Origin of the sequence: Collinsella sp. AF19-1LB (assembly GCF_003459655.1) — a bacterium.
Classification (GTDB): Bacteria; Actinomycetota; Coriobacteriia; order Coriobacteriales; family Coriobacteriaceae; genus Collinsella.
Genome location: NZ_QRWO01000004.1, coordinates 1 through 19,607 on the forward strand (window position 1 = coordinate 1; position 19,607 = coordinate 19,607).

Genomic DNA, 19,607 nt, shown 5'->3' on the forward strand with positions numbered 1-19,607 from the left:
CGCAGGATCATCCCCATGCCCTGCGGCCCCGCGCGGGCGCCCCGCGGTGCGGTTCGCCGGGGTCCGGCCTACTGCCCCTGGGCGCGGTAGCGTGCCTCGGTGGCCTCCTTGGCCGGGCGCCACCAGGACTCGTTGGCGACGTACCAGTCGATCGTCTGCTTGAGCCCCTCGGCGAAGTCGGTGTGCGCCGGCCTCCAGCCCAGCTCGCGCTGGAGCTTGGTCGAGTCGATGGCGTAGCGGCGGTCGTGGCCGGGGCGGTCGGCGACCCAGTCGAAGTCCTCGGGGTCGCGGCCCATCGCCTCGAGGATCATGCGCAGGACCGTGATGTTGTTCTTCTCGCCGTCGGCGCCGATGAGGTAGGTCTCCCCCATGCGGCCCTTGGTGAGGATGTCCCAGACGGCCGAGGAGTGGTCCTCGGTGTGGATCCAGTCGCGGACGTTCTCGCCGCGGCCGTAGAGCTTGGGGCGCACGCCGTCGATGATGTTCGTGATCTGGCGCGGGATGAACTTCTCCACGTGCTGGTAGGGACCGTAGTTGTTGGAGCAGTTGGAGATCGTGGTTCGCAGCCCGTAGGTGCGGGTCCAGGCGCGCACGAGCATGTCGGAGGACGCCTTGGTGGAGCTGTACGGCGAGGACGGGCGGTACGGCGTCTCCTCGGTGAACTTCGCCGGGTCGTCGAGCGCCAGGTCGCCGTAGACCTCGTCGGTGGAGACGTGGTGGTAGCGGACGCCGTATTTCCTCACGGCCTCCAGCAGGCGGAAGGTGCCCTCGACGTTGGTGCGCAGGAAGGGCTCCGGGTCGGCGATGGAGTTGTCGTTGTGGCTCTCGGCGGCGTAGTGCACGATCACGTCGTGGCCGGGGACGAGCCTATCCAGCAGCTCGGAGTCGCAGATGTCGCCCACCACGAGCTCGACGCGGTCGGAGGGCAGCCCGGCGATGTTCTCGGGGTTGCCGGCGTAGGTCAGCTTGTCCAGGACGGTGACGTGCACGTCGGGGTGGTTGTTGACCACGTAGTGGACGAAGTTGCTGCCGATGAAGCCGCAGCCGCCCGTGACGATGATGTTCCTGGGGGAGAAGGTCTCCTCTGCCATGTTCGTATCTCCTTGTTTCCTAGTACTCGCGCGGGCTGTTGACGATCTCGCCGGCGGCGACCTTCTTCAGGTGCTGCCCGTAGACCGACTTGCCGTAGGCCTTCGCGGCCTCCTCGAGCTCGGCGGTCGTGATCCAGCCGTTCTCCCAGGCGATCTCCTCGGGCACGGACACGGGCAGGTCCTGGGAGTGCTCCACGGCGCGGACGAACTCCGCGGCCTCGTGCAGGCTCTCCATGGTGCCGGTGTCGAGCCACGCGTACCCGCGGCCCAGGGTCACGACGGACAGCGTCCCCTCCTCCAGGTACATCTGGTTGAGCGTGGTGATCTCCAGCTCCCCGCGGGCCGAGGGCCTGACCTCATGCGCCTTGGCGGCCACGTCGCCCGGGTAGAAGTACAGGCCGGTGACGGCGTAGGAGCTCTTGGGCTCGGCGGGCTTCTCCTCGATGGAGACGGCACGGCCCTGCGCATCGAATTCCACGACGCCGAAGCGCTCGGGGTCGTCCACGTGGTAGCCGAAGACCGTGGCGCGGCCCGACTCGGCGTTCTGGACGGCGCGCGTCAGGTGGCGCGACAGGCCGTTGCCGTAGAAGATGTTGTCGCCGAGGACGAGGGCGCACGGCTCGCCGGCGATGAACTCCTCGCCGATGGTGAAGGCCTGGGCCAGGCCGTCGGGGCTCGGCTGCTCGGCGTAGGACAGGTTCACGCCGTAGCGCGAGCCGTCCCCGAGCAGGCGCTCGAAGTTGGGCAGGTCCGTCGGCGTGGAGATGACCAGGATGTCCCGGATGCCCGCCAGCATGAGGGTGGACAGCGGGTAGTAGATCATGGGCTTGTCGTAGACCGGCAGCAGCTGCTTGGAGGTCACGAGCGTGAGCGGGTACAGGCGCGTGCCGGACCCGCCGGCGAGGATGATGCCTTTCATATAATCCGTCCTCTGTAATCGAAAATAGTTATAAATCAAGCGGTTAGTAAGAGTTTGATATTCTTTAAGTTAAACCTTCTCAATATTAACGAAAGAAGCAATTGATGAACAACCGCAAGGACACAACCCGTAGAGACGACATAACGAACGTGAGGGCCCTTGCAATATTCCTTGTAGTCCTAGGCCACAGCATTATTCTGTATTCAAGTGCGTGGGGATATTATCCAACTGAACAAAAATCAATTCTGTTGGATAATCTCAAATTCTTAATTAACGGAATCCAGATGCCCTTGTTCTTTTCGTTATCTGGCTTTTGTTTTTTATGGAGCTGGAATCGATCAAGCGATTTTATAAATCAGGTCATTAAAAAAGCTCAACGCTTAATTATCCCCTATATCATGATTGGAATATGTTGGCTCTTCCCCATCAGGATGCTCGTTAAGTATCCCTATTACAATGGCCTAACTGTACCGCACATCATCTTTAAATCAATTCTGTTGGGCGAAGACAACGGTCACCTTTGGTTTCTCCCGACTCTTTTTTTCATTACAGCAGCCACGTCGTGCATCTTTCAAATACTCGAAAAGAGCCCTCTAACAAGTTTTAAGGTTCCGATAGTTTTCGGCGCTTCAATTTATCTTTACCATTTTGGAATACCATCAGCGAACAGATATATCAATTTGGCAGAAGCAAATGCAATATGGTTTGCGCTTGGCCTAACAATCCACTACTTGGAAGCAAACAAATGGTTCGAGAGCTATAAAAGGCGTAAAAGCATATCAATAGTCCTAATACTATTATTCCTTGTAAACTTACTAAAACAAGTGGTGCCCCCCATTGCTTCCACCGCCCTTACTTGCATGGCGCTTGCATCAATTTATTGTGTCATCCCCCAAAAGGCAAACCTACTAACCGAAAAGATTAGCAAAAACAGTATGGGAATATATCTTTTTCATTCTCCACTGGTTTACATTTCTTTTACCTACTGGCCCAACATAGCCCCAATGGCGATGGCAGCAATTAACCTGATTGGATTTGGATCAGTCGCCTATATGTTGACGAATCTAATTCGAGCCACAAATATGGGTTGGATAATCGGAGAAACGCCAAAGGCACCACACGATAAGAAAAAGGGAAAGCAATAGCCAAGGAATACAGCTAATTAAACTGTTTCTTCCATTTATCGATGCTCGTCCAGGGAAGATTAATCTCAGTTTTAACGGGATGGTTTACCCAATCAGCTAATTTATGGAGATAGCCGTCCTCGCGTTCAAGAACGGGAAGTCCCGTGTCTTCACCGATTTGGCGGGCTCGATTATCAATTGCAATAATTAGAGAGCGATGTCCTCCATTTAAACAGCGGATGCCCGCATGGAGACGCGTCCCCACATAATCAAACTCCTCGGTTTCAATTACACGATTAAGCTCTTCGGTATTGGGGCCTATGACATTAAATTGCTTCAGATCGACTATTTGATCAAGACACCAATCAACATCATGGCTTCCTTGAATCCAAATCGTTACCTTTTCGTATTCCGACGACAGCAATTCCAGCATCTTACGGTCACGTTCCGCATCGAAACAATAATCGGTAATTGACGTAACAACGTTTTTAGAACGCTTAGAGGATATCTCGAGTTGCCTAGATGGGGTTAACGACCACATGGTCGGACATGCGGTATTAAGAACATTCTCTATGCCAATAGAGTTAAGCCTCTTCTTAGTCATTTCATCTCGAACACTATGAAGATATTCATCGGATAGCAAGGTTTTATAGAACTTCTTTGTATAGGCGTCGATAGCATCGTCCACCCCAATATCAGACATGCCCACGCCGAACAAAACAACATTTCTATTATTGCCCAACCGCTTGGCAAGCGCCCATTGCTGCTGATCAGCCATATGCGTATACAGAATATTGGTGCCGCACAACAGCTTTACGTATTCAGGATACATTTCAAGCTCTTTGGAATAATAGTGCGTTGCCACATGGGGCAACGCACCGCCAAAGATTTGATCCGCGATACAGCCACAGGCATCCATGATCACATGGTCACCAGAGTTCTCGCTTCCCATAGCCGTATCCAAAAGGAGATAGCGTTCTTGCTTAACACCATCGGATTTTTCATCGTGCCTGCACGATGTCGCAGAGGCTTTAAGTAGCTGAGTCCATTGGTTAAAGCGCGCCATTAGTTTCTCCGAAATAAACGTTTGAGTAGAGCAACGTGACCGCCTTCGACGCCCGTCGAAGCAGAAGGCTGAAACGGTTCACAATAATCATCAGATAGGTTAAAAACGGCAGACACGCTGCATGCGCCACTTTCAACCGAACGAACAACAGGATGAGCGTTGCGAGAAGGCGAAAGACAGACTAGTTGGCTTAGCTCGGCGACACAAAGCGGATTCTTGCCGTCTTCCGCAAAAGAGTATATATGAATGCGAAGATAGGCCTCTTCATCATCATTTAAAAACAGCGGAACATGCCCCGCAAAAAGACCGTCCCTAGATTCAAGACTAATCCAGCGAATATCAGACTGATCAAGGGCACACCAAACTGCCGCGCGAACATCCACAGGCATCAAAGACGACTCAAAACGCACAGTCAAATCAACAGAAGAAGCTTGAATGAGCGTTTGAGACATGGCAGACGATCGCAATCGAGCATCAGCGAGATGATCGCTGAGCAAGAAGACCTTACTTAGTTCTTCGGTTTTTAGCACATTCCCGAAGGCGGACTTCCCGCTAACCAAGGATGGCTCTTCATTCAGATAACGTGTAAAGGCCTCGAAGAACATTTCATTTTCACGCTCAATCGACGTGCAGCTAAATCGATTAGGCGAATCGCATTTTGAGCCTGAAAGAGCCTCAAGAATAGAAGAAGCAATGCCGCAAGCAGAGGGCTCAGCGAGGTGGATGGTGCCCTCCGGAAAGTCGAGTAGATTATTCTCACGGTTTATTTCAATTACCGAAAGCTTCGATGCAAGCATTTCGAAAGGCAGGCGAGAGGGATTAGTCACGCTCAACGATACGCCGGCAACACACTTGGCATAAAGCGAGGCGCATTCATCAGCGGTCAAGATGCCGAGGCTGCGTACACGTGGATCACGAATGGGAGGCATTACGTCTTCGCCGTATAAATATACGACAACTGCATCGTCGAGCTTGAGAAGCAATTTAATTGCATCAAGCAACATGCCAGACAAACGCCGATCCTTATTGGATTGATAAATAGCACAGATGGCATACTCTCTGCTTAGATTTTGTTCCTGCGCAGTATATATATCGCTAACGCCAAAATCACAATATGGGACTTCATGCGAATAATAGGGTTCAACTTTTTTAGAAAGCCATCTGCCTATTGTTATGGGGTTTAGTTCATAACGATAACTTGCTTCGGCATTTAGATACATCTCCCCCATCGGATAGAACCAAGGTTCAAAATCCTGAATGAAGTAGAACTTATGGGTGCACTTCTGCATAGATGCAAAGTGCGCCGTATTCCAAGCGGTGGCGATTACTGCAAAAAAATCCTCGGACACACTCGGAGCCACACGAACTTCTTTAGGCGAATAACCAAACCAATCCTTTATTTCGGTCTGAACTCTATGAGCACTTTTGTATGCTTCACAGCCCGGCATAATGTAAAAGTAGTTCTCATATCCGCGAGAATCTAGAAAGGAAGCCTTGCTGCAGATGGTTCGAAAGCCGCCAGAACCCTTTGCCGGCGGAGATATTATCCAGGCAATTTGTTTCATTTAAAGCACTCAAATCGCTTCGTAGTCAAAAGGATCGAACTTATATAACGCTGCGCGCTTGGGATCTCGAGAAAAGTTAACGGAGAACCATGGATCTCCCTCAGAGAAACGCTCGGACCAGTTATGCAACAATCGTGCCTTATCCTCAAAATGCTTATGAGAGCGAGATTTACTATCAAGGGATTTGTCAACACATGCCATATGGTAGAGACATGCCTCTGGTGTATAGATCACTTTTAACCCAGCTTGAGAAGACTTGAAGCAAATATCAACATCCGAATAGTCAAGAAGATACGACTCATCAAAACCACCCAGACGATTAAAATGTTCGCGTGAAATAGCTAAACAGACACCACTCACCGCCGATACATCCCTTACGGTCAATGGCATATAGATATAGCCAGGAGAAGAGCGATGAATGCCTTGCGACAGGTTGACGATTGATTCTCCAACATAAGACAGGCCTGCCTGCTGCACAATGCCGTCAAGATCGCACGTCATTGTTCCAACGACGCCAACATCCTCTCGTTGAGAAAAACCGACGAGAGTCTTTAGCCACGAGGAGTCTAGTGCCTGAATATCGTCATGAATAAAGACGAGTTGCTCGCCACGCGCGGCGAAAGCACCGGCATTTCTCCACACAGATATATTAAAGGGGTCATCAAGCGCGTGAACGATATAGCGGCAACGAAGTCCAGAGCTCGATTGCTTAACAGCAGCTTCCGCTTCCTGCGAGCACACGAAAACGACTTCAAGATCATCAAAATCGGTGTCATTGATTGAAGATACAAGAGTCGAAAGAACCGAAGAATTGCCGCGGGTGGTAACGATTAATGAACAGGACTCAGATGAAGGAACATCATAAATGGGGCTATAACGAAAAGCACGATTATGAGAATTGACCACAGTCGCCTTGATACCGCATCTATCAAGGTGCTCCTGAACAGCTTTTATTCCAGCGAGGGTTGCATAGGGTTTACTATCGGAATTACCCGCAGTCGAATTCTCGCTTATTCTCCAGTGATACAAGATTTTAGGAACGTGATGGATCGTCCCACCAAGTTCGGCAATCTTCAGCACCATGGCATGGTCCTGGGCGCCATCCAACTCGCTGTTAGAAAGGTCAATTCTGTCTAAACATGCCCTCTTAATAGTAAGAAGGTGGCAAATATAATTATTGTCTCGAGCCATATCAAGACTAAAATCCGGCTTAAAAGTAGGATGAGCCAAGGACCCATCAGGCAATAGCTTATCTTCATCACAGTAGAGAAGATTAATATCCGAATTATGATTTAGAGCGTGTGCATACTCAAACAAGATATTCGGTTCGAGAACATCATCATGATCGAAAAAGCAAAGGTAGTCTCCCTTGGCCATCTTGATTCCGACATTGGTGTTCTCAGTGATACCTAGATTGCCCTCAAGATCAGTCACTTTAATTCTAGAGTCTGCAGTCACATACTCGGAAACCAAGTCGCTAAGTCCATCGTAATCTGGCGTAGAGTTAACCAGGATGAGTTCCCAATTCGAATACGTCTGAGCAATCACAGAATCAGCCATATCCCTGAAGAAATTCAAGGGAGTCTTATATAGAGGAACGATGATTGAAAACAAGGGCTGGTATGCAAGTCTTATTTGTGCTTGTGCCCGCGAATCGGATCCAGTCAATCTGCGCCCAGAAAACCAGGACAAATAACGGGGTTGATCGAATGCACACGCATGATTCCGATCAGCCTCATCCAAAAGCTCTTTAAGCATATCTTTCTTTAGATTGATAAACGTATCTAGATGACCAGAAGCCCTGTGTATGCAAATGCACAGGCTATCCCCGACCTCAGGAATATGAAGAGAGAAATTTATTAGACCAGGATTCGCATCGGCTATTAATTTATTAAATAACAAAGATTCCCCAACAACGCAGGCTTCTTCATTAAAAGCGACAATACGATCACCCTCAAGGTAATCAGTACCCGAAAGAACACCTCTAACGATTACGCCATCAACGCAGGGAATAAAGCTCTCAATTTGGATAGAAGCGAGCGCATGCACGCCAGAACGGTCAATATTGCGAAATTGTCCACAATGCTCCGCGCGCAGCAAGCCGTTAACTTTCGACTCAATCGAAAACTTGCCAGGATTGATGCGGCGCTGGTAAATTACATTATCTCCGCTAAAGAAAGACAGCGATTGGTCGACACCAAAATCGGCAAGAACAGCAACAAATTCAGTCTCTGAAATAGGAATGATTCTTGCGGGCAGAATTTGCCCATTAGGTGATTGCGACTCAACAGCATCAGGAAAAACGGATGCGGCTTCATACAGTAGATATAGCTTGCCGTCGCCACGGCAATTTAGCTTATTGTTAAATTCGGTATTAAAAACTATGCCCATATCAGCAACACTTTCCAACAACTAAAACAAACTCGCAAATCGTAGCCAAAGTAAACGGGAATACGAGGCATATCAATATGAATCGTTTACTGTCCCCAAAGACCAAGCGACTTTGGTTAAGGATAAACGATAGGCACGGAACCAGAAGTGGCAAAAGGTAACGACTCTGGCAACCATTAACTGTCCCCAATCCAACGGGAGTAAAAGACACATAAAGTGCAGTTGCCACCAAAATCACCGTAAACAAAAACACAAATGAGGCCCATAGAAATTGTGCGAGACCAATATGATTAACGCTAATCGAATCGGCCGAAAAAAGCCCAAACAACAATAGGCAAACAGCTGGAAGCACCTGAACCAACCCACGGATTGCATTTACAGAAATCTGAGCAGCAAGCGATCCAAGGTATGCAAAGTTCAATGCATATCCAGAAGAGGTTATCGGATTTAAATAATAAGTTGAAAAATAATTGGCGAGTATTTCCGCGTAGCGCAATGGATCGGCGAGAATGAAAGCGATTTGCTGACCAGAGTTAACATCGGAGCCGCCTCGCATATCGCCAACGTTAGATCCGCCGGCCGTTGAAAACAAGAACGGAAGCGCAAATGAGGCAAAAGCAATCAAGCCCAAAACAAACACGGCGGCATAGTAATGAACTCGTTGCTTCGAGCCCGCAAAACGATTACGCGGAACCATAAAGAAAAGACCGATTATCGGAAAATACACAGCTTTGACTGCGAGTCCTAAAAAGGTAAATAAAAATGCGAGTGCTATATTGCGAACTGTAAATTCATTTAAATCACCCCATGCATACCTCAAAAAATAAGCAAAACCGAGAATGATAAACGAAATGAGCCATGCATCATATGAGAAACATGACGCAAGAAAGATCGAAGTTGGCAGCATTCCCACAAAAGCAAATAGTCCCTTTTTTGAGGGCGTAACCTTGATTGCAATGGCAATTGCAAGACAGTAACTAAATAAATTGCAAATCCGAGCGAATTGAATCATAGAAGAAAAATCGAAATGCAGAAGGCGAGCGAGCCAAAGGCCAATTGCCGATGGAATATACCCAATGCTGCTAAGCGTATAAACGAATTCTTCATGCTTGTTAACTTGCACATGACCAGAAGCGATATCAGATCTATAGGAGCCATTCAACTGCCTAGCATGCTCAAGAATTTCCGCTCGATCAAAATGGGAAAGAGAGGGCTCTTCATAGCCCTGTGCACGACGGACCGCTTCGTCAGTAAAGTTAATATCCGAATCAGTTTTTTGAGTTTCAAATAAATAAGATGTCGAAAGGGCATTGGAATAGTGAATTTGATCATCCCATGAAATACCCGTCGTTATCGGAGTGCTCACCACAAGGAAAACACCAATTGAGAATGCAGCGATAAAGAAAGCAACAGGAAGGGCAGAATTTCTCTTTCGAATGCCCGAGCAAGCCGTGAAAACCGAAGTTATGATTACCAGCAGGAAATAAACAACAGCATTAATGAACCCATTCACGAATGCAATCGTAGAGCAGCCAAAAACAATAAAGAATGCGATAATCAGCAGGGAAACGTAATCGGTAGCCTTGACCCTCGCCGAAGCAGAATGGAACAACGCTTTCAGAGAAAAGCCGCTTTGGAATAAATAGAGTATTGCGCAATAGGAAATCAGAAAAAAGAATATGAGCCGCTTTTTATTCCAGTCAGCAATATTCGAGAAATGAGAAGCCGGCGAGCCAAGAACGGTGCAGCCCTCCCAGATGACCGCCACAGCAAATGCCGTAAGCAACAGGACTAATAATTGAGCGCAGCGACCAGAACAGTTGCCACGCTTTTTTTCATCATCTGAGGAAAGGAAGATATAATATGATTGCCAAATGGCAACATCTACAACGACGCAATAGAGCGCTAAAACGAACAGCTGTGAGACAGAGTGGTTCACATAAAAGTGCTTCATGCACAGAAGCTCGACAATAAAGAGAAGAGCAACGAAGACGGCTTTCATTATTTGCTTTTGGTTTACGCATCGAGACAACACGGGGCTAATTCACCTTTATCCAAATCAAGCTGCAAGGGCCCTCGAAGAATCGTTCCCAGTCATCTGGATGACAAGTATGGGCACCAAGCACTGTTCACAACTGTTGAAAGAAATATAAGTAGAGACATTCCCATCCGGATGATTTATACGCCAAAGCGAAACGCATAGCCTACTTTTCCTTCTCCCTACTTAACGCAACAGCCTGAACAAGCGAGTTCAAACGCTCTTCCTGTCGAGAGAGGCGAAGAGAATTGCAGAAATCACGGACCACAAGAACGGCAATAACGTAAAGGAACACGAAGTTAGAAGCCGACAGGAAACCAAATAGACTTGAAAGCCACATTGCAACTTGTGGAAAAACGCCCAAAATTACAAAACTGACGCTGAATAGCAGCCAAAACAGAGAATCCAAAACTTGCATTTGGGATTTTTTTAATTTGCGCAATACGAACACGAATACCAAAACAGCGCAAACGAGAAGCAAAATACGAAGAGAGACCGGCAAATGGATCACCTAAACCACTGAACGACAAGGAGCGTAACGAAAACACGAACCATATACTGCATAGACCTAACAGGGTTAAGATAGCTCTCGCCACCTTGACGCTCGCGCATCTTAACCTGTACCTCTGAAATAGAATACCCTTGCTTCAAAAAGAGAGCGAGAGATTCTGGTTCCGGATTTAAGGTATTGTCGTAATAGTATTTCGTAAGAATATCCCGCCCAAATAGCCTAAATCCAGACGTGGGGTCACTGATCCTCTTGCCTGTCAGAATCTTTATTAGCACCGTAATCATACGCGAGCCGATCATGCGAAGCGTCTTGTCTTTGCGCACGCTTACAAACCTAGAGCCAATGACAATATCTGATCCATCAGATTGAGCCCTATCAACAAGGACCTTTATATATTCCGGACAATGCTGGCCGTCAGCATCAAACTGAACCATATAGTCATATCCATGATCAACCGCATAACGCGCAGCCGTCTGAAACCCAACGGTCAAACCACAGTTAATGGGCATATCAATGATGTCACAACCAAGATCCTTGCAGATAGCTAGCGTTCGATCTCGAGACCCATCATTGATAACAACAAAATCAAACTCAGGTGCAATTTGCCTGAGCTCGCATATCGTCTTTTCTATGCATTCCTCCTCATTATAAGCAGGAATAGCGATAAGAGTTTTAGGTGTCATATACACATAAACCGATCTCTAGTTTTTCTCATTATTATAGCGAGAGATATACAAATGGTTAAATAGACACAACGAATGGTGCACCCTTGATTATCAACCCTTGATTATCAACTTCATCCGAACACCTCCCACATTCATCCGCACATGTGCGGATGAATGTGGGAACCCGATACCCTGAGGGCCGAACCGGTTGGCCCCGGGGACTCGAAGGACGGCATGTCCGGAAAGAAGAAAAAGGGTTCCGAGAAGGCGACCCCGAGTATCTACGGCAGGCGCTCACCAGACACGAAAGGGACACGGTCCAGAAGATGCTGGAGCTGGACGCCCGCGCGCCTCCAGGGCGATGCTCGGCGGCGATGCGGAGGCGCTGCTAGACGCCTACAGCCTGGAGGACGTGCCCATCGGAAGACTCGACCTGACGCCGAGCCTCATCGAGAGGGCACGCGCAGAGAGGCGCGACGCCCCGCTGGCCTAGCCCAAAGGCAAAACGGAAGAGGCGGACCGACCGTCCGGCTGAGTCTGGAAAGAGGTGCCAGACTGAGGGCGGAGAATGGCCCCCGGACCTATCGAACACATATCCACCGTTCCTTCAACTGGGGAAACGGCGCCCCCGGGGTCCATGGGGGCCGCGGGGGCGTTCGGCTAGCCGCGGGTACGGACTATCTGCGCAGTGTGTTCGGCTGAGATCGGAAATCAACCACGAATGGTGCACACGGCATCGAGAACCCCGCAACAAACCTAGCCCTAGATTTCAAAGCTAGCAATCTTCCGAGTGTCAAACGGCATGGTTACGCCATGTCTCTCTAAGCGTAGGTGCACAACTACGAGGTTTTCTCAAATGTTTTAATTGTAACCACACGCGCCATATTAATGACATTCATTAAATACGACTTAGAGCAAAATGGGATTTGAAGCAATTGGGAAATACCTTTTGCTCGATTACCAGAATGAATATTTCTCAACCCATTATTAAATAATGCATTTGCCTTTAGATAGTTCTCAGCTCGTCGCCGATCGAACCGCTCGGCGACGATTGTATCAATCTTATCGACATCCAGTGATCGGCCCTCTTTGAAAGCTGAACGTAAACACTGAGAAACAACGAACTGTTTATACAAATTGCTACGCGAAATGCTATTAACAGTCATTCTGTATCGAATGAGCGGCTCTGGAACATTTCCAATAGTGAACCCTTCCAGCTCGGCACGCAACAGTAAGTCATAATCTTCTGCTAGCGGAACAGACCGATACCCCATTTCAAATACAGACCTTCTTCCAAACCAACTCGGATGAGGTACGCAATTTCTAATCATAAGAGAACGCCTAACGCCTTCACTCGAACTTGGAATTGAATCAACGAGATATAATTGACTACCGTCTTCGTCAATGGCGTTCAAATAAGAACCCACTAGGTCAAGCTCATGTTCTTCAAGATACGACAACTGCCGTTCAATGCGCTGCGCCTCAGAAATGTCATCTGAGTCCATTCGGCAGATATACTGACCGCGTGAGACCTTGAACGCCCTTTCCAAAGATGCAGCAAGACCAAGATTGCGTTCATTTCTCACGAGGCAAATCCTACTGTCATGAGAGCTATAGTTTTGAGCAATATCGTAAAGTGTGTTGTCATCTGGATTATCAAAAACAACAACCACCTCGATTCGATGATAGGTCTGCTTTAAAATAGACGCTAGTGCCTCAGTAAAATCTTTGGCGCTCTCCCTATAACAAGGCATGAGCACTGAAACCAACTGTGAATCTGTCAACTAAAACCTCCAACACCGCTGCGGGAGCAAACGCTAATGAAAACTACCGATAGTTTAATAGTCCTTCATGTGGCATATATTACAAGTGATTTCGCTTCTGGCGTGTCTACAGTGGTGCCTCAATACCTAAATGAGCAGTCAGAAATAAAGGACATGAATATAGCTCTATTAAATCTTACAAACTACAGACCTAAAGATGCGAAATATCCCGTCTTCTATCAGTCATGCATAGAAAAACTTCCTGAACCGTTTTGCAATCCGTCACTCGTAATATTTCATGAGATATATAGGCCAGATCACATTAAACTAAGCCATTGGCTCAGAAGACGTGCGATCCCATACATCATCACACCACATGGGTCTCTAACATATGTGGCGCAAGAACAGCATCATTTAGCTAAACAATTGCTTAATGTTTTCTTCTATAACGCCTTTATTCGCAATGCTGATTGTATCCATTTTCTATCGGAAAAAGAGGCGATGAGTTCAAACGGCTTTAAACATAGGAAAGCAAGCATTATTCCAAATGGTGTTAGCATCCCAAAAGCCAAAGCCTCAAACTTAGACAGCCGCATCGCGCTTTTTATTGGCCGCCTAGATATAGAGGTCAAAGGTCTTGATCTACTGATCAAAAGTCTGCCACTAATTGCTGATGAGCTAAGAGGGCTCGGAGCAAAAATCTACATCTACGGTCCAGACGAAGATGGGTCTATGGCCAAACTGGAACTACTTATTGCCGACAATCAAGTATCCGATATTGTTTTATTAAATGGTCCAGTTAATGGTCAATCTAAAGCGGACGCTTTTCTCCAATCGCAGTTTTATATCCAACTTTCACGCACTGAAGGTTTCCCGACGTCTGTTTTGGAAGCACTAGCATATGGCCTCCCAATTATTGTTACCGAGGGAACTACATGGAAAGAAACAGCGAACAATAAAGGAATTGGAATCGGTGTAGAATCTGATCTCGAAGCCATTTCTAAAGCAATTCTCACGCTGTTCAATGACGATGAACTTCGTTGTAAACTTGCAACTGCAGCTAGAAAGTATGCAATTGAACACTTTCAATGGAAGGCCATTGCCAAGCGTCAATTTATTTTATACAGGGACATTGTAAACGGGCTTTCTAACTAACCATCTTGTTCTTCCAATACGGAAAGGGACTAAATGCTGTTTTCAATTATTATCCCTGCATATAATGCGGCATCCAGTTTGCCGGAAACGCTATCATCCATCTACCAACAAACATATGACGGCTATGAAATTATCCTCATTAATGATGGATCAGCAGACGCTACTGAAAGTGTCTGCAAAGTGTTTTGTGAATCTCACAACAATACTCATTACGTTAGACAAAATAATATGGGCGTATATGAGGCCAGGCGAAAAGGCGCGGAGATAAGCGCCGGAGATTACCTGGTCTTTGTTGATGCGGATGATTCTTTGCGCTTCGATACCCTATCTATTCTTGCTCGCGAAATCGATAAGTGCAATCCAGACATAATCTGTTTCAGCTATACAAGAAACCCAGACTATTCAAACGATCCGTTTATCAATCCCGCCCTTCCGTCTGGCATCTATGAAGGTGACGATCTCGACGAAGTCAAAAAATGTTTGGCGCGAGGGAAACTCAATTCAATTTGGGGAAAGGCAATCAAAAGAAACTGTCTGATTGACGATTTAAGCAATACCGATACAAAGAGAATCGATTTTGCAGAAGATTTTCTGCAAATGATACCCATAGTCGATTCAGCCAGATCGGTTTTACAAATAAGTGATGCGCTGTATTATTACAATTGTCAAAACGGACAAAGTGCAACACACAGCTATAAGGAAAAACAGCTTTCAGATTTAACCTTCGTCACCTCAAGCCTAGTGAAAATCGCCGCTCGTTGGGGAGAAGAAACAGAAAGGCTGGCATGGAAAACAAGAACGGAACAGTATCTTTATCTCCTATCGATCAACGAGCTCAGTGACAATAATGAGACCAAAAAACGTAACTTTGTTTCAATTTCAGAGGCCTTATTTAATCCCTCAATTAAAGCTGATGTCCCTTGCAGCACCTACAGACCTGACAGCTATTTACTGTTCCTTGCGGCAAAGAATAAGCACTATTTGTTATCTCGAGTAGTAATACGCTGTTGTGAACAGCTAAAACTATTGATACTGAAAATCTTGAGCTAATCGCCCTGTTGTCATCGCTCATTTTTCCTGGCACCGAGTAGTAAAACCAACCGACTTAGCCTTCGATAATCAAATGTCAGGCAAGCCGGTTGGTCATAAAAGTAATGAAAGAACATTAGGCTATTCTGCTTAACAAGCGTCACAGATTATCGCTTGATAAATGCAGATATGCTCGTCTTTTCGGATTCGTTTAGCCCAAACATCAAAACCAAGAAGAAATAGATAAAGAAATAAATTATTGCTGACACCAAAACCACCACAAGGCCAGATAAAAGGCTTTTAATTAGGTTATAGAGCAGCAGCAAAGCCCCCGTACCGGCAATAACCAAGACGGAAAGTTTGGCAATTTCAAGCCAAAATTTCTTTATGTTCAACCCAAGCTTTTCAGAATAATACCAATTCATACAGAAACCGTTACCTATAACCATAGCGATGGCTGTTGAAACTGCTGCGCCCACTATGCCCATAAGCTTGAGCAATATAATCGTCACGACCACGTTGACAAGCGCAATCGCAAGATACATATACCCCCTATACAGGTAAACATTCGCAACCTGCATTATGGTAAGTCCCAGGTTCTGAATTAAGTCAATGGTAAATGGAACCATTACGATCAAGGCGATATAGAAAGCGTCTATATAGTCCTTACCAGCCCAAATAATGATGAAATCTTTCCCCAGAACAATAAATAAACTAAGAACAAATCCGCAGACGATAAAGGAAATGCGACCGACTTTAATGAAGAGATCCGAAATTTCAGACATATCCTTATTCTGGCAATACAGTTCTGAAACTCGAGGAAGAAAAACTGATGAGGCTGCCGTACCGATTGTCATATAAATCGTGTAGATTTGAGATCCGACAGAATATACCGCAACGGCGGCAGCACCAAAATAATAGCCGACAATTAATTGATCGGTTTTCCAGAAAATCTGGTCAGCAATCGTCACCAATACAATCGCGCCGCTAAAAAATAGCAATCCTTTAGCCAGTTTCATGTCCCAGCCATGATATCTGAAACTAATGTGCAGATTATATTTAGCAAACAAACGCTGACTCACCGCGCACAACACATTTGTAACAAGCACAACTAAACATACGGCTAATGCATTCTTAAAAATTGTCGTAAGTCCATACACTATGAAAGGCTGAGCTATTAGGGCGGCCAATTGCGAGCCCTTCAAAAAAACGAACCTTTCATTAGCAGTTATCGCCGCAACGCTAATAGTGTTGTTCATGATAACAATTGTGTTGATCCCTAATACAACAAGCATTGCGGAACACTCATCAAGCTGTGAGTTTGTAAAACTGGCTGAATATACAAACCGAACAACCACGGCGAGAACGCAACTTATTAGCATCACGAACACAGATAGGACCCAGTACAGACGCCTAGCTATTGCGAGAGTATTCTCCATTAAGTCATTTTTGCCCTCTGCCATATACTTGCAATAAAAACGCCCAACACCGGCAGACAAAATCCCATTAATGGAAACTATATAAGACATGATAGAGCCTATCAATTGATAGAGTCCATATTCGTCTTGTCCAATGTTTTGCAACAACATCGGAACATATACAAAGCCGACTAAAGCCTGAGCCAGTATATAACCATATGTAATTATTATGCCAGTAAGTCTTCTGCTTGCGCTACTTATCAGAATCACCGTTTCACAATTAGTTGCTTCAAATACCATTCAGAAATTAAAGCACTATTTAATCAGAACAACCGATTGCCGAACCTCTCCTTTGTTCGCATTGTTAAAACAGGGTCCGATTAAATTCCCAGGCAGAATTTGATGCCACATTTTATTGTCATGCGGATTATCTCCCCAGAAGAACCCAATATGACAGTCGATTGATCCGTCAGTCTTAAAGAAGATAATATCTCCCTTTTGAGCATAACCACTATTTAGCATATCTTGGACAGTACGGAACTCATACATTTTGCATCCCAAATCTCGAGCATAGCCATACCATCTCCAAGCGTTAATATAGCCGCCACCGCCTGGCCCCCCAGCCCAAGGAGAGTGATTATTATTCTGCGCAATACGATTGACATCGCCACCAACCGCAGCATAAGCATGGGCCACGAAGCCAGTGCAATTCATGCCAGTATAGCCATCCCATCTCGGGGCACCTTTTGGGTAAAGGCAACTATCATAGGAGAAGCCACCGGAATATCTCGTTCCTAAATAATAGCCATCAAATTGATGCGTCGTAAGCCAAGTGACGAGTCCAATACGACTAACCCCCAAAACCGTTGAGCTGCCAAATGGGCTGTAGTAAATCTGAGTCGACTTCGACTGGAGAGTGCCATCAGGAAGCAAGACATCGCAGTAAAGATCGTAATAACCATCTTGCAATCCAAGTGCAGAGGGATTGAAATAAGCGTCATTCACACTGGAAAATTCTTTTAGAACACCCCATTTACTCCAGTCGGACTTGGCCCAAACAAATTTAAACTGAAATTGTCCAGATTTTTCAGCTGCAAGCGTTCCCAAATCAGCTCGAACTCCCCAAGAATTATTGCCATCAGTCGAAATTGCAGTAATCCTCGAGAAATCCCAACAGCTAATGATTGTTCTTTTTGTTTGGACAACTCCATCTGACCCCGAAACGTCACAGATCAATTCATAGTCTCCGGCGTCTTTTGGAGCCCATTGCAAGTGTGAACTTGTGCCCTGTTGAGCAACGCCCCAGTCAGCCCAATTATTCTTATTCCAGACGAACTTATACTGTAAGTAATTAGTATCACCCGAGCATCTAGCATCGATCTCAGTGCTTTCATTAGGCCTGACAAGCGTTGCAGAAGAACTCAGGGACTCGTAATTCCACTTCTCGGAGCCAATCGAGCATTCAGTCTTCGAGGTCATCGTCTGATCGTTGGCCTCATCAATAACATCAACAAAAACGGTGACAGCGCCAGATTTATCGACTCTCCAGTCAATTGAGGATTTACCTCTGCCGGAGTCAATCACACCCCATTCAGCCCAGTTGTTCCGCATCCAAACATATTTGTATGAAATCTGATTATTCTTTCGGATGGTAATCCGAGGTGTAATTGAAAGCGTATCCCCTACGCACAAATTGGATGAATCAGATTTCAAATCTATTGAAGTGAAGTTAGATAGATTTCTCTCCACCCTGACGGGGAACCTCCAGGTCCTCACGTTGCCGGCCGAATCGACGGCGTCGACCAAGATGTTGACGTCGCCGGCGACCTCCGGCACCCAATCGCAGGAGGCCTCGGGCCCGAGCTGGCGGATGGTGCCCCACCTGGACCAGCCGCCCTGCTCCCAGACGAACTTATAGCGGACCGAGCCCGAGTTGCCGGACGCGGTCAGGCCGAGCGAGCAGCGGTCGCCCAGGAGAGGAGACCCTCCATCGGACGCCTTTGCCGAGAGGCCGTCGACAGAGTAGTCCTCTGAGATGCGAACGGGGAGTCTTGACGTCGACGTGAGCCCGCCGACCGTGACGTCGGCATAGAGAGTATAGGAGCCGGAAGACGGGGGCGTCCAGGTACAGGCGGCGGACTCAGATGCTGCCTGGATGACGCCCCACTTGGACCATGAGCCCCGTTCCCAAAGGAATTTAATCTTTGCGCCGGGAGCCGCGGCGGCGGAGATATCGACCTTCATTCCGCCGCTCCACTCGAGCGTATCCCCGCCGCTCACGGAAAGGCGACAGGCATCCACCCTGACGGGGAACCTCCAGGTCCTCACGTTGCCGGCCGAATCGACGGCGTCGACCAAGATGTTGACGTCGCCGGCGACCTCCGGCACCCAATCGCAGGAGGCCTCGGGCCCGAGCTGGCGGATGGTGCCCCACCTGGACCAGCCGCCCTGCTCCCAGACGAACTTATAGCGGACCGAGCCCGAGTTGCCGGACGCGGTCAGGCCGAGCGAGCAGCGGTCGCCCAGGAGAGGAGACCCGCCATCGGACGCCTTGGCCGAGAGGCCGTCGACGGAGTAGTCCTCTGAAACCGGCGAAGTTGCACTTAAATCATCGGCCCGTGTTGAATCTTCAATCTGTGATGGAGACAGGCCCGCTTCACTCAAACCAAAGCAAGGAGTTACGGCCAAACAGAAATAAAAGAAGAAAAAAGCGACACGGACAGCCTTACTTCTAAAGAAATGCATATAGAACCTCCCCGATAGTTCACTCCAACATAATATTGCTAGCAAGTAACAATTTAAGGCCAAGATTTACCATACAAGTAAGGTCGACTACAACCAGCGCAGTCGACCTAGAGAATTCATATTGATA

General features: G+C 47.3%; 14 protein-coding genes. 3 read left to right on the forward strand and 11 right to left on the reverse strand.

Annotation, left to right across the window (positions count from 1 at the left end; all coding sequences use genetic code 11):
- Window positions 1-68: 68 nt before the first annotated feature.
- Both rfbB and rfbA read right to left on the reverse strand, forming a co-directional pair.
- A complete protein-coding gene (rfbB, locus tag DWX39_RS01815; RefSeq protein WP_117758304.1) occupies window positions 69-1,091 on the reverse strand; it encodes a dTDP-glucose 4,6-dehydratase in 1,023 nt (340 codons plus the stop codon).
- 19 nt (window positions 1,092-1,110) lie between these two features.
- Window positions 1,111-2,010 (reverse strand): glucose-1-phosphate thymidylyltransferase RfbA, encoded by a 900-nt coding sequence (gene rfbA / locus DWX39_RS01820; RefSeq protein WP_117758305.1) that lies wholly within the window; start codon window positions 2,008-2,010, stop codon window positions 1,111-1,113.
- A 104-nt stretch (window positions 2,011-2,114) separates the two neighbouring features.
- Here rfbA and DWX39_RS01825 point away from each other — a divergent pair, with 104 nt between their 5' ends.
- Window positions 2,115-3,155 carry an acyltransferase gene (locus tag DWX39_RS01825; RefSeq protein ID WP_117758306.1) on the forward strand — a complete coding sequence of 347 codons (1,041 nt, stop codon included), beginning with the start codon at window positions 2,115-2,117 and terminating at the stop codon, window positions 3,153-3,155.
- 13 nt (window positions 3,156-3,168) lie between these two features.
- Here the strand turns inward: DWX39_RS01825 and DWX39_RS01830 are convergent, their stop codons facing one another.
- From DWX39_RS01830 to DWX39_RS01865, 7 genes are all read right to left on the reverse strand, one after another.
- Entirely contained in the window at window positions 3,169-4,200 is a 1,032-nt protein-coding gene (locus DWX39_RS01830; protein WP_117758307.1) for a polysaccharide pyruvyl transferase family protein, read from the reverse strand.
- The gene (locus DWX39_RS01835) at window positions 4,200-5,765 is read right to left on the reverse strand and encodes a hypothetical protein (RefSeq protein WP_147336365.1); all 1,566 of its coding nucleotides are present in this window, start codon (window positions 5,763-5,765) and stop codon (window positions 4,200-4,202) included. The genes DWX39_RS01830 and DWX39_RS01835 overlap by 1 nt, the downstream gene beginning before the upstream one ends.
- Before the next feature lie 9 nt (window positions 5,766-5,774).
- Window positions 5,775-8,156, reverse strand: a complete 2,382-nt coding sequence (locus tag DWX39_RS01840; protein WP_117758309.1) for a glycosyltransferase — start codon at window positions 8,154-8,156, stop codon at window positions 5,775-5,777.
- 1 nt (window position 8,157) lies between these two features.
- Complete coding sequence (locus tag DWX39_RS01845; RefSeq protein ID WP_117758310.1) at window positions 8,158-10,158, reverse strand: DUF2142 domain-containing protein; 2,001 nt, start codon at window positions 10,156-10,158, stop codon at window positions 8,158-8,160.
- Window positions 10,159-10,360: 202 nt separating this feature from the next.
- Window positions 10,361-10,696: a DUF2304 domain-containing protein gene (locus DWX39_RS01850; protein ID WP_117758311.1), complete on the reverse strand. Its 336-nt coding sequence runs from the start codon at window positions 10,694-10,696 to the stop codon at window positions 10,361-10,363.
- 5 nt (window positions 10,697-10,701) lie between these two features.
- Complete coding sequence (locus tag DWX39_RS01855; RefSeq protein WP_117758312.1) at window positions 10,702-11,388, reverse strand: glycosyltransferase family 2 protein; 687 nt, start codon at window positions 11,386-11,388, stop codon at window positions 10,702-10,704.
- Window positions 11,389-12,209: 821 nt separating this feature from the next.
- Entirely contained in the window at window positions 12,210-13,154 is a 945-nt protein-coding gene (locus DWX39_RS01865; protein WP_117758313.1) for a glycosyltransferase, read from the reverse strand.
- Window positions 13,155-13,190: 36 nt separating this feature from the next.
- On the opposite strand from DWX39_RS01865, the gene DWX39_RS01870 reads away from it, so the two are divergent.
- Entirely contained in the window at window positions 13,191-14,288 is a 1,098-nt protein-coding gene (locus tag DWX39_RS01870; protein WP_117758314.1) for a glycosyltransferase, read from the forward strand.
- 33 nt (window positions 14,289-14,321) lie between these two features.
- Complete coding sequence (locus DWX39_RS01875) at window positions 14,322-15,338, forward strand: glycosyltransferase family 2 protein (protein ID WP_117758315.1); 1,017 nt, start codon at window positions 14,322-14,324, stop codon at window positions 15,336-15,338.
- A gap of 146 nt (window positions 15,339-15,484) precedes the next feature.
- Here the strand turns inward: DWX39_RS01875 and DWX39_RS01880 are convergent, their stop codons facing one another.
- Both DWX39_RS01880 and DWX39_RS01885 read right to left on the reverse strand, forming a co-directional pair.
- Window positions 15,485-17,035: an oligosaccharide flippase family protein gene (locus DWX39_RS01880; protein WP_117758316.1), complete on the reverse strand. Its 1,551-nt coding sequence runs from the start codon at window positions 17,033-17,035 to the stop codon at window positions 15,485-15,487.
- 15 nt (window positions 17,036-17,050) lie between these two features.
- Entirely contained in the window at window positions 17,051-19,480 is a 2,430-nt protein-coding gene (locus DWX39_RS01885; RefSeq protein WP_117758317.1) for an NlpC/P60 family protein, read from the reverse strand.
- Between the last annotated feature and the right edge of the window lie 127 nt (window positions 19,481-19,607).